This is a genomic window from Paenibacillus sophorae (assembly GCF_018966525.1).
Taxonomy (GTDB): Bacteria; Bacillota; Bacilli; order Paenibacillales; family Paenibacillaceae; genus Paenibacillus_AQ; species Paenibacillus_AQ sophorae.
On record NZ_CP076607.1, the window covers coordinates 563,099 to 577,706 of the forward strand.

Annotated in this window: 15 protein-coding genes and 1 riboswitch; of the genes, 5 read left to right on the plus strand and 10 right to left on the minus strand. The window is 42.6% G+C overall.

The annotated features are described in order from the left end of the window. Positions 1–11: 11 nt before the first annotated feature. The 6 genes from KP014_RS02675 to KP014_RS02700 form a co-directional block, all read right to left on the minus strand. Positions 12–566, minus strand: a complete 555-nt coding sequence (locus tag KP014_RS02675) for a hypothetical protein (protein WP_139210641.1) — start codon at positions 564–566, stop codon at positions 12–14. 16 nt (positions 567–582) lie between these two features. Further along, on the minus strand, positions 583–882 hold the full coding sequence (locus tag KP014_RS02680) for a hypothetical protein (protein ID WP_036601538.1): 300 nt from the start codon (positions 880–882) through the stop codon (positions 583–585). A 533-nt stretch (positions 883–1,415) separates the two neighbouring features. Then, a complete protein-coding gene (locus KP014_RS02685; RefSeq protein WP_036601536.1) occupies positions 1,416–2,789 on the minus strand; it encodes an amino acid permease in 1,374 nt (457 codons plus the stop codon). 131 nt (positions 2,790–2,920) lie between these two features. Further along, a riboswitch (glycine riboswitch) is annotated at positions 2,921–3,001 on the minus strand. Positions 3,002–3,428: 427 nt separating this feature from the next. After that, complete coding sequence (locus KP014_RS02690; protein ID WP_036601534.1) at positions 3,429–4,304, minus strand: alpha/beta hydrolase; 876 nt, start codon at positions 4,302–4,304, stop codon at positions 3,429–3,431. 60 nt (positions 4,305–4,364) lie between these two features. Continuing rightward, complete coding sequence (locus KP014_RS02695; protein ID WP_036601532.1) at positions 4,365–4,937, minus strand: TetR/AcrR family transcriptional regulator; 573 nt, start codon at positions 4,935–4,937, stop codon at positions 4,365–4,367. Positions 4,938–5,369: 432 nt separating this feature from the next. Next, the gene (locus KP014_RS02700; protein WP_036601529.1) at positions 5,370–5,834 is read right to left on the minus strand and encodes a hypothetical protein; all 465 of its coding nucleotides are present in this window, start codon (positions 5,832–5,834) and stop codon (positions 5,370–5,372) included. A gap of 437 nt (positions 5,835–6,271) precedes the next feature. On the opposite strand from KP014_RS02700, the gene KP014_RS02705 reads away from it, so the two are divergent. Beyond that, the gene (locus KP014_RS02705; protein WP_036601527.1) at positions 6,272–6,511 is read left to right on the plus strand and encodes a hypothetical protein; all 240 of its coding nucleotides are present in this window, start codon (positions 6,272–6,274) and stop codon (positions 6,509–6,511) included. A 57-nt stretch (positions 6,512–6,568) separates the two neighbouring features. Further along, complete coding sequence (locus KP014_RS02710; RefSeq protein ID WP_036601525.1) at positions 6,569–7,990, plus strand: MDR family MFS transporter; 1,422 nt, start codon at positions 6,569–6,571, stop codon at positions 7,988–7,990. Between the two features lie 617 nt (positions 7,991–8,607). Here the strand turns inward: KP014_RS02710 and KP014_RS02715 are convergent. Continuing rightward, a complete protein-coding gene (locus tag KP014_RS02715; RefSeq protein ID WP_025333024.1) occupies positions 8,608–9,288 on the minus strand; it encodes a TetR/AcrR family transcriptional regulator in 681 nt (226 codons plus the stop codon). 132 nt (positions 9,289–9,420) lie between these two features. Between KP014_RS02715 and KP014_RS02720 the strand changes: the two genes are divergently transcribed. Next, positions 9,421–10,773: an MATE family efflux transporter gene (locus KP014_RS02720; RefSeq protein WP_036601521.1), complete on the plus strand. Its 1,353-nt coding sequence runs from the start codon at positions 9,421–9,423 to the stop codon at positions 10,771–10,773. An 84-nt stretch (positions 10,774–10,857) separates the two neighbouring features. On the opposite strand, the gene KP014_RS02725 is transcribed toward KP014_RS02720, so the two are convergent. After that, the gene (locus KP014_RS02725) at positions 10,858–11,238 is read right to left on the minus strand and encodes a hypothetical protein (RefSeq protein ID WP_090834524.1); all 381 of its coding nucleotides are present in this window, start codon (positions 11,236–11,238) and stop codon (positions 10,858–10,860) included. 62 nt (positions 11,239–11,300) lie between these two features. Continuing rightward, complete coding sequence (locus KP014_RS02730; RefSeq protein WP_175491926.1) at positions 11,301–11,450, minus strand: hypothetical protein; 150 nt, start codon at positions 11,448–11,450, stop codon at positions 11,301–11,303. 307 nt (positions 11,451–11,757) lie between these two features. Here KP014_RS02730 and thyX point away from each other — a divergent pair, with 307 nt between their 5' ends. Together thyX and KP014_RS02740 are read left to right on the plus strand one after the other, a co-directional pair. Then, positions 11,758–12,441 carry an FAD-dependent thymidylate synthase gene (gene thyX, locus KP014_RS02735; RefSeq protein WP_036601516.1) on the plus strand — a complete coding sequence of 228 codons (684 nt, stop codon included), beginning with the start codon at positions 11,758–11,760 and terminating at the stop codon, positions 12,439–12,441. Positions 12,442–12,842: 401 nt separating this feature from the next. Next, positions 12,843–13,400 (plus strand): recombinase family protein, encoded by a 558-nt coding sequence (locus tag KP014_RS02740; protein WP_216700450.1) that lies wholly within the window; start codon positions 12,843–12,845, stop codon positions 13,398–13,400. A 267-nt stretch (positions 13,401–13,667) separates the two neighbouring features. On the opposite strand, the gene KP014_RS02745 is transcribed toward KP014_RS02740, so the two are convergent. Continuing rightward, positions 13,668–14,495 (minus strand): hypothetical protein, encoded by an 828-nt coding sequence (locus tag KP014_RS02745; RefSeq protein WP_036601510.1) that lies wholly within the window; start codon positions 14,493–14,495, stop codon positions 13,668–13,670. Positions 14,496–14,608: the final 113 nt, after the last annotated feature.

Consider the following 14,608-nt stretch of genomic DNA (forward strand, 5'->3'; position numbering starts at 1 on the left):
TCTATTGTATATTATACATTAGGAACACCCGTTGGAGGAGTTGGGGTTGTTGCATTGAGGTCGTGTGTAGTGTTGGTGCGGGACCAATACTCATTCGATTTTGTAATAAGTTTTTTGTTTGTTCCAGTTACGGAGCCTTCAATTACTTGTACAATTCCACCAGTCGAGTCAATATAATAATAGATCCCTTCCCATTCTTCAAGGTTATATTTAATATAAGGCCTCATCCCCCAAACTGTCCAAGCCGGAACGTTAGCTCCTTGTGTAATAGTTGTAGTTTGTTCAACATTAAAGGATGCTGAGAAACCCATTTTACTCTGTATAAGATTTGATCCCGTAAATCCCAATGTGGCCGATGTTTTCAGAGTTTTAGTATAGGTAGCAGTAATAGGTACGCTTGACCGATAATTATCCTCTGTAATCCATGAGGTTGCATAAGTAACTCGATCTTGAGAAAAAGTAACATGCGGGTCTGTTGACCAACCCTGACCAACAATATAAGAAGGAGAGACTTCACCAAAAGAAGGAGTTACTTCTTTTTGATTATTGTTCGTGCTTTTGCCCAATTGTGCAGCTTTATAGTTATTCTTTAATGCTTGTAGAATATTTCTCAGGATTCGAATTAAAGAAATTTAATAAGGATTTCTTAAACTGATCTTCGTTAATAATACTACCTGTTTCTTTGTCCACTCCCTTTACATCAATTTTGGTTACCTTTGTAGGTTCATTTGCGATAGAAGGAGTGTAGTAGTTGGTAGACTCTACAATATCAACTGATTTAGATGGTTGAGCTTGAGATTCAGAATTAGCGGCATTTACCACCCCGGATAAAGTAAGAGTCAGTGCGGCAACAAAGAATAAACTGAGCAACCTTTTTTTCATGAATTTTCATCGCTCCTCAAATTTCATATGACAGCTGGGCCCAGCGTATCAACAAATAGAAATTTGATTCCCTTATCGCTACAAGTTTTTTAAATAAAAATGCAAAAATACAAAATATGTAATAATTCGATTGATTTCATTATAACAGAATTTTCCATTAAGTAAAGTAAGATTTACGATAGTTAATTTGCTAGTAGATAAGAAGACATCATAGATTCTGTTCGGTTTTACTAACACACGTTCGTAAAATCCTGTTTTGTGTATATATAAACTAAGACTTAATATAGACAATGATCAAACAAAAACCCCTACACGGTTGTAGAGGCTTTCCTTTTGTTCTTGGTGGGTCTTGGATCGACTACGGCTAGACACGAAAGAATCACTTCTATTTTGGATTTCGTCTGTCGGGGCTGCGTTGTTTTGTAACTAATTATCTTTTGTAAAGTCCCGATTATAGCAAAAAATCCGCCTTTCTCTGAGCAGAAAAAAACGCACCGACTCCATGAGGAGTCAATGCGTTCATAACAGCCAATCTATTTGGTGCTCGTTGCTATACTGCTGCTTTTTTCCCTTTTGCTTCTACCAGGATACAATAAAAATAATAGAATAAACCATAGCGGAGTGAACAATAACGCCGGACGTGTTTCTCTAGCGAACAGCATAATGATGAGAATCCCGGCAAACAATGCTAAGACAACATAGTTAATAAATGGCGTAAAGGGTGCCTTGAATTTTGATTTTGCCTGTAATTCCGGCCGGGTCCTTTTATACTTGATATGGCAGACGAGGACGACGCCCCACACCCAAATGAAACAAATGGCACTTATCGTTGTCACGATTCCAAACGCCTGCTCCGGAATGAGTTTACTCAAAAGAGCGCCAACGGATATGACCAGCGTGGAGATGAATAACGAGTTCCCGGGTACATGATTTTTATTCAGTTTGGCAAAATGAGAGGACGCCTGGTCCTTCTTGCTCAAATTATAGAGAATCCGGCTTGTGGAGAACATCCCGCTGTTGCAAGCGGAAGCGGCAGAAGTTAGTACGACGAAATTGATAATCCCTGCGGCAATCGGAATTCCTACTAAAGTAAAGGTTTTAACAAAAGGACTTTCTGCCGGACTGAGCTCCGTCCATGGGTTAATGCACAGCAGGACAAAAAGCGCGCCAACGTAGAAAAATAGAATCCGTAGAGGAATTTTATTGATCGCCGATGGAATATTTTTTTCCGGATTCGCCGTTTCCGCTGCCGATACACCCACTAATTCCACACCGACATAAGCGAATACCACCATTTGAAAGGAAAATAAAAAACCTGAAATGCCGTTCGGAAAAACGCCCCCGTGTTCCCAAAGATTTCGTATCGTGACCGATCCTGCATCCGTCTTAAATCCCATGACCAGCAAAATGACCCCAATGCCAATTAAGGCGAGAATCGTGATTACTTTGATTAAAGCAAACCAAAATTCGAGTTCTCCGAAATTTTTTACAGTTAATAGATTAAGTCCTAATAAAATGATCAGGCAGATGATGGCAGGCACCCATTGCGGGATATCAAACCAATACTGCACATATACGCCAACAGCGATTACATCAGCCATAGCCGTCATGATCCAGCAAAACCAATACGTCCAACCGGTTATAAACGCGGCCCGAGATCCAAGATAGTCTTCAGCAATATCCGTGAACGATTGATAACCCGCTTTAGACAACAGAAGTTCTCCCAGCGCTCTCATTACGAAAAACACGGCGATCCCCACAATTAAATACGTAAGCATGATGGATGGGCCTGCCTGTTGAATCGCTTTGCCCGATCCCAAGAATAATCCCGTACCAATGGTGCCGCCGATTGCGATGAGTTGAACATGCCGATTTGCTAGCTCTCTCTTTAATTCTGGTTGTGCCATACCTAGTTCCCCCTTATGAATGCAATACCTTGGTGCCAAAAAAAGAGACTGGATGTCCTCCAATCTCCCGGTTCATAAGAATATCGAATCATACTTATCCTGCTGACAACGATCAGCATAACAAATACATTCAGTACTCTTCTGTCCTTTTGCCTGAGATTGTGAACCCTTCGGCGCCGCAGAATTCCCGCAGTCTCTCCAGAAGCTGCTCCTGCTATAGTGTGACCCCATAGCAATCATAGCTTGCTAACTATTAAGTTAGTGAAGCGGTAATGCCCTTCTGACATTTTAACATATTACATACTATGTGAGTGTTTTATCTGTGACGAAAGTCACACCAGTTGCCCTAACCCTCCTGGGTTTAAGGCTAATGTCCTGCTAAAAACATGTCGTTAATTTGTGGTACGGTTCTCCTCTCCTCACTCACTGGTAAAGCAGTTTGAGCCAATCCATCTTCTTTTGCAAACCAGAAAACGATGTTTTTAATGTTCTTACCGCCAGGTAAAGGGGGTTAAAAGATTGCTTCGCTGCGACATTTACGTTCTCACAGTATAGTATTCGCACATTGATAACAATCACGTGTGGAACGATTGCTATTTTAAAGCTTGCCTAGTCCTAGACTTATACTCATAGCTATGGTCATGTGTTTCTTGTTATGAATTCTAGCGTTTGATTTATGACTTGGCGTGTTTCGCTGTTATCATCAAAAGCATCAAAAGTATGCCTTCCCGTAGAATGAACGATATAGTCGAACTTTATATCCCTTAACTTTGCTATATGTACAAAATGATCAATCGATTTATTAATACGTTCGCTATCTTTTTCACATTTTACGACCAAAGAAGGCGGGAACTTCTCAGGTGATATGGATAGGTATTGTTCAGGAAAGTAATCTTTATACTTATCGTCATTGACGCTGTCGGACCAATTTCTGATATCCAGAAGACTGTAGTACGTAACAAATGACTTGATCTTATGGTTATTCTCACTTAGAAGAGGGACGACGAATGCGCCGCCTACAGAAAATGTCCAGATACAAATTCGGTTCTCGTCAATACTCCATTTTACTGCGTTTCTCTTAACAAATTTTATTGCATCGGAGATATCGCTTGTAACTTCATGGATTCTGGATAAATCCATATTTGCACGTCGATGATTAAAAGGAATACCTATCAACCCAATGTTCGCTAAAAGTTTTCCGTAAGAAGTGTACAATCCCCAATTTTTAGCGTCTTTTATTAATACTTCGAGACCTTCGCCATGTACGAGAAGAACAGCAGGTAATTTCGCGTTTGGTTCAAGATTAGAAGGTCGGTAAACATCCATAAGTAACTGCTTTCGATCCACCTTCTTATACATGATATTTTCAATAACGTCGTTCTGTTTTGATTCATCAATTTCATAGATTAACTTTTTTTTCTTCACATTGCATATATACCAATAGGCATATAATAGGAAGAACAATACAGAACCAATCAGTAATAAAGCAACGATCCCCAGAATGCTCCAAATCATGAAAATAACCTCCATAAAATATGGTTAATAAACACTAACCTTATAATCAAAAAGAAAAGGCTACTTTGAGCCAAGTAAACCAGCAATCCGAACTTGAATTTGCAACGTGGTTTGTTCGAGTTGTTGAGGCAAAATCATGTTATCCATAAGGATAGGTAATCGCAAGAAAGCTCCGATGAACAAAGTAGCACTTAAATAGGGATCTTGATTAGGTATTTCATGATTATGTACACCGGCTTGGATTAAATCAACTAATGCCATGGCAGGTTGTCTGCGGTTCCTAAGAACCTCCGAGAGACAGTCATGATTTTGTCCAAGCAGGAGAAAACCGAAGCGATCCTCCGCTATCATTTTCATTAATTCCTGAATCAAAAAAGCTAACTTTTCATTAAAGGGAATAGACATGTTAGCGAAATAATCAATAACTTTCGTATACTGTTCCAAGTAATGAATGTATACTTGCTCAGCGAGAGCAGTTTTACTTGGGAAGTGCTTATATAATGCCGCGTCGGTCACACCGACTAGTTTACCTATTTCTTTAACATTTGTTCCGTCGATGCCTTTTTGAGAGAAGAGAGTTACAGCGGCGTTGATAATATCATCGCGTTTACTATCAATATGTTTTTTGCTCATGACAATATAGTAAGTGATCGTTAACTAAATGTCAAATTACTTGTTCAGGTCTTACAAGAGCATGATAACTTAGGTAAAAATGCGACTATTACTGGCTCGCATTTTTGTTTGTGTCTGGATTAGGAGGCTGCCGCCGCTGAATTTCTTCTAGCAATAAGGCAATAAATGCTTTCGCTTTATGCACGAATTTCCTATGCCATCTTAAATGAATTCATTCAGATTGACCTCTAACTCAACTCGCTGCTTTACCACTATTTGTGATACGGTTCACCGTATCACTGTAACCGCGAATTTTTGTAGAAAAGCCTCTATTCCGCCACTCGGAACAGATGCTTATATTTTTCACACTCAAAAGGGGCGAGTAACAAAGGACTCAACAAGCCCTGCAAATCCATTCAGTACCCGAATATCCTCGCACCCATATAGCTTACTTTAATATTGTCCTTTTATCACAAAAAACGAGCCCCGAATTGTACCAGCTAGTTTAGACTGCTGCCTAGCAAACTTAAACTTCCCTTCTAACTCCCTTGGTATCTCCATCCCCTCAGAAAGCTTAAAACCAACGGCCCGCTTCTTAGGGTCATCAACCGTATACATGACATTGATCCCAAGACCATCCTCATAAAAGACGTAGGAAAATTGGATATTTTCCACTTGAAAACGCGACGTTTCCAAAGGTTTGGCCGCAAACGCAATATCACGTTCTTCTTTCAAAATTCGGTTCACATAATCAAGGGTCTCCTGGCTTTCGCCAGCTGGTACAACCGTAAATTCATGTTTGTATTTGTTCATAAAGTAACGGGCTTCATTAGCACGTAAACCAGCAAGCGCTTCTGCTACAGGTGAAGACTCTAAACCTGCCGTAGACACATTTTTAAAATCAACGATATACGACATTTCTATTCCTCCTTTTCTCTCATTATTCCCTAACTGGTATTAACAAGCACCTCTTTAAATACTCGGCAAATATTCGACGTTATTGCGTCAAATCCCTTCATTTCGAGGAATTGAAACCATACCAAATAATTATCAAGACATTTTGTTGCAACTTAGTGGCCTCAGTTTAAACATTTATGATACGGTTCTCCGCGCCCTGACCGAGTACCAGATTGATTTACCTTGTAGAGTTGACCGGCACGTTATCATAATCCCCAAATCTCATCTTGTCAAGAAATAATGTGCGAATGAGCGACATAGTGGGGGAGCCCCCTTTATGCTTTCGAAATATGAATGAATTTCCGAGTATGAAGAGCGATATCGCTTTTTCCAATTCATCCGGTTTCACGTAAAATTTTATTCAGGTTCATTACGAAAAATAGAAAAGGAGGAGCTGCATGAACAGAGTGGACAAAATCAGATTTATGCTCCTTTACGGTGAAGCGCCTGAGGCAAAATGTTACGGGTACATGGAGTTGAATCGGGATGGCAATATGATCGCGCTCTACAATAGGTATGGCGAGGAAATAGACATGTATGGCGGACATGAATTTGTCAGGGTACGGACGCTTGGCAAATTCGATAACGAAGACCGCGATAATTTTTATTCCTTGTTAGAAAGTGATGGTGTAGGATAATCTGCACGACAGGCTGGCGATTCGGTGTCAAGGCAATGAATATTCGGGAGGTAAAAGATGAACAAACGGGTTCAAGAGGTAAGTGGAATGAAGAGAGGGCCGATGTTAACCGCGCTACTCATCGGTGCATTTGTTGCGTTTCTTAACGAAAATTTGCTTGCCAATGCGCTTCCTGGATTGATGCGGGAATTCAACGTTGCTGCCGCGACCATACAGTGGTTATCGACAGGCTATATGCTCGTTATCGGCGTACTGGTGCCGGTGACCGCATTACTACAGCAATGGTTCACGACTCGCCAGATGTTTATGTCTGCGATGGCGTTATTTTTGGCCGGTACTTGCTTGTGTGCAGTATCCCCGGGATTCGGAATCTTGCTGATGGGCAGGGTTGTTCAGGCTTGCGGGACAGGATTATTGATCCCGTTGATGATGAATACGATTCTCGCCCTCTATCCTCCAGAACGCCGGGGTGCCGCCATGGGTCTCATGGGGCTGGTCATCATGGTCGCCCCTGTCATTGGACCGGCTTTGTCGGGGTTGATCATTGATACCTTTCACTGGCGATGGCTGTTCTACATGGTGATCCCCGTCGCACTGTTTTCGATTATTTATGCATTCATATACTTGAAAAATGTGACAGAACTGACCAAGCCAAGGGTCGATCTTGTATCCATTGTAATGTCAACCGTCGGTTTCGGCTGCGTCACCTACGGCTTCAGCCAGACAAGTGTCTCTCTTGAGCCTGAAGGTTACGGATCGATTGCAATAGGCAGCCTTTTCTTGCTCTTGCTTGTATGGCGCCAGTTCATGATCAAAGAGCCGTTGATTGATCTTTCCGTATTCCGGCATCCCACTTTTTCTCTGGTTGCGGTATTGATTGTAATTCTGATGATGGTTCTATTCGCCACAACAACATTGCTGCCGTTCTATATGCAGGATGTGATGAAGTTGACAGCATTCGCGACAGGCTTACTTCTAATACCAGGTAACATTTTGAACGGGATACTGATGCCGGTATCGGGGAAATTATTCGATAAATTCGGGCCGAGGCTCGTAATTGTGCCCGGACTGTTCCTGATCGCCATATCGTTGTGGCTGTTTGCCGGCATCGACAGTGATACAACACAAGGTTCCGTTCTGTTGGGTCATGTCCTCTTATTCTTAGGCATGTCGTTCGTCGTCATGCCGGCTCAGACGGCAGGATTGAATCAACTTCCACGTCACCTGGTCCCTCATGGCACAGCCATATACAATACGCTCCAACAGATTGCAGGGGGAATTGGCATCGCATTGTTCGTCGGCATCATGTCGTCTGGAGCCAATCGTTATCTTCACCATTCGCTCGATCCCACTGCGATGCATGAGAAGACACAAAGCATGGTTTTCGGTCTACAAACGGTTTTTTGGATTGAATTTATTCTTGCAATACTTATTTTGGTGCTGGGTTGGTTTATAAAAAAGTCACCTGAACATAATTGATTCATTACTAGGCACAGATTGAATCATAAGTTTAAAACCGTGCAAGAAGCAAGGGGCTGTCTCACAAGGGTCGGCCTTTTATTTCGTTGTACCTTAGAACCGCTGACTATAAGGAGAGCTGATCATGAATCGAATAAAATGGCTGTGGATTTTCGTGTTACCGTTCCTGTTTCTTATCGTGATACCTGGGCAAATAACATCTTTAGTCTCACTGTATTTGAAGTTATACCGTTAACAAAAATCCACCTTTGCATTAACCTGCTTATGAAGAGATTATCCAATATTAATTCTTGCCTAACCCTGTTTACCATCATTTGTGGTACGATTCACCGCGCTGGCTGAAGCGGCAAGTTTTTGAGAGACCACCTTTTCAAAATGAGCGACAAGCTGGGCATTACCATTGGCCCTGTTTCTCCTATATATGTTCTTTGAGAATCCGAAAGCCACTCTGCGTATTAAAGTCCATAATTTATTTAACTAATTCTGCGTCTGGATATCCTTTTCAATATAGGTGACTTGGAAATAAAAGTATAGGCTGTTGGGCTTGAACCCCTCATATCATATATATTCCTCATTGAAAACGCCTATCCGATAACCGGATGAGCGTTTTTTACATACTACTTCTCCTGCTCCTTGATCACTTGCTCAATCCCGAGCAGAATCAGCTTCAAGCCGAACTCAAATGCCCCGTCGGTCCCCATCAGCTCGAACAGCCCGTTCGTGAACATCCTCCGAAACAGTCCCGCATCCGTCTCGCTCATGGAGTCCAGAAGGCGAATCATCTCCTCACCCGGAGGCGCTCCCTGGTCCTTAAGGATCGCGGAGACATTGCGCTCATGCTGATAATCGTCCAGAACGAAGTAGAAAACATAGTTCACAAGCGTAGTAACCACTTGCATTTTCTGCGCTTGCTCAAGCGGCGTCGATTCCACGCAGAGCAGCATACGGTTGGTGAACCGGATGATGTCCGGTTCGTGGGGCAGCGTCATCATCATGAGCTGAGTGGAGCAGGGATATCGGCTGAGCACGCTCCGTACTGTTACGGCAAGCCCTGTCAGTTGCTCCTTCCAATCCCCCTCGGAGTGGAACTCCTCCAGGATCACCTTCGATACCTGATTGGCCAGGCGCTGGTAAAGATTTTGTTTGCTCTTGAAGTACCAGTACAGGGAGGGAGCCTGAATCCCCAGCCTGTCGGCCAATCGTCTCATGCTGAATTTCTCAATGTCCTCCTCTCCGAGAAGCTCCCACGAGGCTTCCAGAATCCTATCCTCCGAAATTTGAGGCTGCTGCTTTTTCATCGTTATCCGCCCTTTTATCTAACAGTGTAAGTTTATGCTTTACAGGTTCTTAGGTTCATGATATCATCTAACACTGTAAGGTTCAATCTAACACTGTTAGTCTAGAAAAAACAAAGAAAGTAGTGATCCAACATGGATGCAGAAAACCTCTATTACTTTGAAAAAGCACCGGTAGCAAAAGCCGTAGCTCACTTCGCTGTACCGATGATGCTAGGTACATCAATGAATGTCATATATTCCATTTTGAATGCCTACTTCCTAGGCACACTCCACAATACGGCCATGTTAACCACACTCGCACTAACCTTGCCGTTATTCGCAATCATTATGGCACTGGGCAACTTGATTGGCATGGGCAGCGGCACATTCATCTCCCGTTTGCTGGGAGAGAAGAGATATGATGACGTAAAGCATGTGTCTTCATTCGCTTTTTACAGCAGTTTAGTTCTCGGACTTATCCTGATAGCCGTGGGTCTCCCATTGATCGATCTAATCGTACACGGCCTGGGGGCAACGCCTGACTCCTTCGGATTCACGAAGGACTATGTCACGGTTATGCTTATCGGTTCACCGTTCGTTGTATTATTCTTCACGCTGGAGAATATCGTGCGCTCAGAGGGTGCAGCCATCACGTCTATGATCGGTATGATTCTCAGTGTTGTTGTAAATATCATTCTCGATGCGCTCGTCATCTTCGTGTTCCAATGGGACGTGATCGGCGTTGCGTCGGCTACGGTCATTTCTAACTTGGTTGCGAGTGTATACTACGCCTTCCATATGGGGTATAAGAGCCAATTCTTAACGGTCTCCGTCAAATGGTTCAAGGCTACCAAGGACATTCTGGGCAATGTATTCAAAATCGGAGTTCCCGTCTTTATTATGAGCATCTTTTTGGGGGCAATGTCGCTCATCTTTAACCATTTCCTTGTCGAATATGGGGATTCGGCCGTAGCGGCTTACGGAATTTCATCACGTTTATTGCAGTTTCCTGAGTTTATTCTGATGGGTTTATGCGAGGGAGTTGTGCCGCTTATTGCCTTCTCTTTTACAGCGGATAAATTGCGCATGAAGCATACCATTGGATTTACGAGTAAAGCAATCGTGGTGTTAGCAGCCGTATTCGGCATTGTCGTCTATTTGATTTCCGACCATTTAATTGGTCTTTTTACAAATGACCCGCAATTAATTGAAATGGGTAGCTACATTCTGCATGTAACGTTCTTATCCTTGTTCATTACAGGGATGACCACATTGTTTACGGGGATCTTCCAAGCCACAGCGCAAGGAACGGCCGCGTTTATTATGTCAATTATTCAAGGAATTACGCTGATTCCTGTGCTTTATATCGCCAATCACATGAACGGCTTCCACGGGGTGGTCTGGTCGCTTGTCATTGCGGATGCCGTCGCCTTCCTTGTCGGTGCCGTCATGCTGTATGTTCTGCGGAACAAATTGAAGCCGGAATTGGATAGTTTAGTACAGTAGAAACGATACACTGCCGCCTCTTAAAGCAAGAAGGTACGGAAAAGCCGGTTCATTACCGGGTTTCCCGTACCTTCGCTTTCTGGTCTAAATCAACGCGTCGAAATGGCCCTCCGGGTTCACCGTCGCCGTCCGGGGATCGGTTAGACCGATGACTTTAAGGCCTCCCTTTCCTTCAGTCCGCCAGAGCGGGAGATGGTCTTGAAGCGGAGAAGCCGGTACAAAATTGACCGGGGTGCTGCTCCCGCTTTTCTGCACCAATTGAGCCTCCAGCAGCCGGATTTGCCGCTGCAGTTGCTCCCGGCGATAAGGAATCTGCATCTCGCTACCCTGCGCCGCATTCGCCTTGTCCAGCTCCATCATCAGCCGGTTTCGCTGTTTCTCCAGGGAACTGACATCGCTCTGTGTACCACCGTAAGCTGCAATGGCTTGTACTGGGCTGATGCCTGATACTGTCTGTGCCTCCATGATTTGTCCCTCCGTTTCATTGGCTTCACTCCAGCCAAATTCGAAAGTTCTAATCATCTCTATTACCCGGCCATCCCCGCCATGACAACATTCCAGGCCGCATATCCGCAATAATCGTCGTATAGTCTCAGCCAGAAGCTTTTTCGACCATACCAAAAGACCCACCGAAGACCGGCAAAAGCCCCTTCAAGGAAATCATCATTCTGTAGCATAAACAATCTCTCAGGAAAAATATCTACGTTTTACTCCAACCGGAGTGCGGCCTACCCTGCTCCTACGGCCGGTATGCTGTGAATATAGGCTTCTGCGAGCTTTACTCCAAAAAAACTTGCCGTTACTTGTGATACGGTTCACCGTAGTATACCCAAGCACAAAGTACGGTTTGACCACAAAGTTTACATTAATATATAGGGTGAGTATAACCATCTTACATCATCACATAAAGAGTCTAGTCCGCTTATCCATTATTTGTTATGATATTTTTTTGAGAAGATATGATTTTAGGAGGGATGCCTTATCATGAAAATAAATGTGCTTGATAAAGGGTATGTTAGACTCGTAGACCATATGGGTGGGGATTTATCCGTTGTAAATAGTGCAAGGGTTTCCTACGCTAAAGAATCAAAGGAACTTACACCTAACGATGTTAAGCTTATCAAGTTTTTAGCAAGGGAAGATCACATGTCCCCATTCCGTCATGCTACTATCCAATTTGAAGTTTACGCCCCCCTTATGGTAGCAAGGCAACATTGGAAGTACGTAGTGGGAAGTGACCACACAATGGATGCTTGGAATGAAGCTTCTAGAAGATACATAACGATTGATGTAGAAAATTATGTTCCTAACCCAACTGATTGGCGAAGTAAGCCTGAGAACTCTAAGCAGGGAAGCGGAGAGCCTGTAACTGATACAATCGGTCTTGAAGCCACACAAAGATTACTTCGGCAGATTGAACAAGGGCTAAAGGATTACGAATGGGCATTAGAAAATAGTATCGCTCCTGAACAAGCACGTCTGCTTATCCCTTCAGCTTATGGAATGTACACAGCGTATTATTGGACAGCTTCACTTCAGTCTGTTTGTCACTTCCTCAATCAAAGGCTTGCTCATGACTCACAATATGAAATTCAACAATATGCTACGGCAGTTTATGAGTTGGTAAAACCATTATTCCCCGTCTCGCTAGAAGAATTGATCAAGTAGTTGTGTCCCTCTCTGTTCTTCAGAGGGGGCTTTTTATTTATACCTTACGTTATCGCTTCGTATTTTACTCATAGTCGCTCTCTGGATGTGCTTAGGCTATTTATGAAAGCGGTTAGCACATTATAGATATAAACCACCCCCCACCCCACTTACATCATCAGACCGCATACAGGGCTTCTAGAGGTGCGTTGGGATACTCTGACAAGTCTTCTTAACGCAATTCCTCCAGTGCTGTTAGAAGTACGCATAATCCGCATTGGCGCATGTCAAAAAGTATACAAATTGACAAGGTTCTATTACCCTTCAAAACTATATGTCAATAAGTCCGATTAAACTATTGAAATATTTCAAAAATGTTTGTATACTTTATGACATAAGATAGTGCATAGGAGATGAACAAGATGAACGTTGCTTATGTCAGAGTATCAACCGCTGAACAAAACGAAGATCGGCAAATGAAAGCATTAGAACAACACCAGATCGGCAAATGGTTCACTGAGAAGGTCAGTGGTAAAGATCGCAACAGACCTCAGCTACAAGCCCTATTGGACTTCGTAAGAGAAGGTGACACAATCTACATAGAATCAATCTCTAGGCTTGCTAGAAGCACTTACGACTTCCTAAGTATTGTTAAAGAGTGCGAAGAAAAGGGAGTACAACTTGTTAGCTTAAAGGAGAGTATTGATACTGGCACTCCACAAGGGAAGTTTATGCTAACCGTCTTCGGTGCTTTGTATGAACTTGAAAGGGATAACATCAAGCAACGACAAGCCGAAGGTATTGAAGTTGCCTTGAATAATGGAGTGAAGTTTGGAAGACCCAAACAAGCGATTACACCTGTCTTTGAGAAGGTATATAAAGAATGGAAGGCAGAACAAATCACTGCAACAGAAGCCATGAGAAGACTTGATATGAAGCCAAATACTTTCTATCGTCGTGTCAAGGAATATGAACAGTAAACCTACGTCTATCGCAATCTAACGAGCAAATGTTACCTATACTCGTATATCCTCACGATTGCCTGTACTATCTCCCAAATGCTCGTTTTCAGTTTCAAGCTATATCTTTAACGATAAACACCTATATATTACTCGGTTTTCGACTACATACCATTATCGTATCGTAAAAAATAACATCAGTCGGTCGAAGGATGTGTCATTTCCAATTTCAGACCTATTCACGGATACAAAAAAGAACCCTACTTCGTGAAGAAGCAGGATTCTAGGTTATGCTGTCATATTCATTTGCATTCTGTGAGACATGAAGAGATCAAACAGATCAACGGATTGTTCCTTTGCGCTCTCTCTAATTCTTCGTTTCGCCGAATCTCCACCATATGCTGACCAGTCCATTCTTGCATTACGTCTCAACGCCCTGAATGCCTTCCTATCCTCTTCCTTCAAACTTCGTGATAGCTTCGCTGCGTTTTCAACAAAGATGAATTTATCTAGGTGCTTTTTCAACCATCCAAGGCTAGTCGCACTTACTGATAAATTGTTCAGTTTAGGTCGAATGCGGATTTCAAGCCTTGTCAAATGTTCATGTGGAATGTCAATGTTCTTTTTCTTCTTTAGCTGTAACTTCTTATCATATACTACCGCACGGTTTTCACTTCGTTCACCGTAAAGATAGTAGTTCTGATTATCGATAACCATTTCCTTCTTCACATTTGCATTTTTCCATATGAAATGCTGATTCATTGGAATTAACCAGTCAAATGCAATATCCATTCGCTTTATTCGCCAATCTCCAATATTGAAGATCAATTCAAGAATTGCTGGTTTTGACTGTATCGCTTCTTGTTGGAGGATAACCAGTATGTCATAGTGCGACTTTGTCCATAGTCCTGTCCCCACCCTCGGCTCAAAGAATACCATAAAGAAAGGTTCTTTCGAGTGGATGATGTGCTTATATACGGCATTCCCATTCCAGTAAACCTTAAAGCCCTCACCGTAATCCTTACCAAAATCAATTAGATCATACAATTCGCTCTTCTGATCGTTAGTTAGCTTCGCCACTAGATGAAGCGTGTCGATCTGTATACTCTTCAACATAATCATTCCCCTTTGTCAAAATCTTGATTCAAAAATGATATATAATTCCTCCATTACATCCATATCCCACGCACCGTGTAGTGTGCTATTAATATAGAGGGTAGCATGACCTG

Coding starts and splice junctions, on each gene's coding strand:
- thyX (WP_036601516.1), top strand. CDS start 11,758: ATGAAAATAAATGTGCTTGATAAAGGGTATGTTAGACTCGTAGACCAT.
- KP014_RS02710 (WP_036601525.1), top strand. CDS start 6,569: ATGAACAAACGGGTTCAAGAGGTAAGTGGAATGAAGAGAGGGCCGATG.
- KP014_RS02695 (WP_036601532.1), bottom strand. CDS start 4,937: ATGAGCAAAAAACATATTGATAGTAAACGCGATGATATTATCAACGCC.
- KP014_RS02730 (WP_175491926.1), bottom strand. CDS start 11,450: ATGCTACAGAATGATGATTTCCTTGAAGGGGCTTTTGCCGGTCTTCGG.
- KP014_RS02745 (WP_036601510.1), bottom strand. CDS start 14,495: ATGTTGAAGAGTATACAGATCGACACGCTTCATCTAGTGGCGAAGCTA.
- KP014_RS02680 (WP_036601538.1), bottom strand. CDS start 882: ATGAAAAAAAGGTTGCTCAGTTTATTCTTTGTTGCCGCACTGACTCTT.
- KP014_RS02725 (WP_090834524.1), bottom strand. CDS start 11,238: ATGGAGGCACAGACAGTATCAGGCATCAGCCCAGTACAAGCCATTGCA.
- KP014_RS02720 (WP_036601521.1), top strand. CDS start 9,421: ATGGATGCAGAAAACCTCTATTACTTTGAAAAAGCACCGGTAGCAAAA.
- KP014_RS02700 (WP_036601529.1), bottom strand. CDS start 5,834: ATGTCGTATATCGTTGATTTTAAAAATGTGTCTACGGCAGGTTTAGAG.
- KP014_RS02715 (WP_025333024.1), bottom strand. CDS start 9,288: ATGAAAAAGCAGCAGCCTCAAATTTCGGAGGATAGGATTCTGGAAGCC.
- KP014_RS02690 (WP_036601534.1), bottom strand. CDS start 4,304: ATGATTTGGAGCATTCTGGGGATCGTTGCTTTATTACTGATTGGTTCT.
- KP014_RS02705 (WP_036601527.1), top strand. CDS start 6,272: ATGAACAGAGTGGACAAAATCAGATTTATGCTCCTTTACGGTGAAGCG.
- KP014_RS02685 (WP_036601536.1), bottom strand. CDS start 2,789: ATGGCACAACCAGAATTAAAGAGAGAGCTAGCAAATCGGCATGTTCAA.
- KP014_RS02740 (WP_216700450.1), top strand. CDS start 12,843: ATGAACGTTGCTTATGTCAGAGTATCAACCGCTGAACAAAACGAAGAT.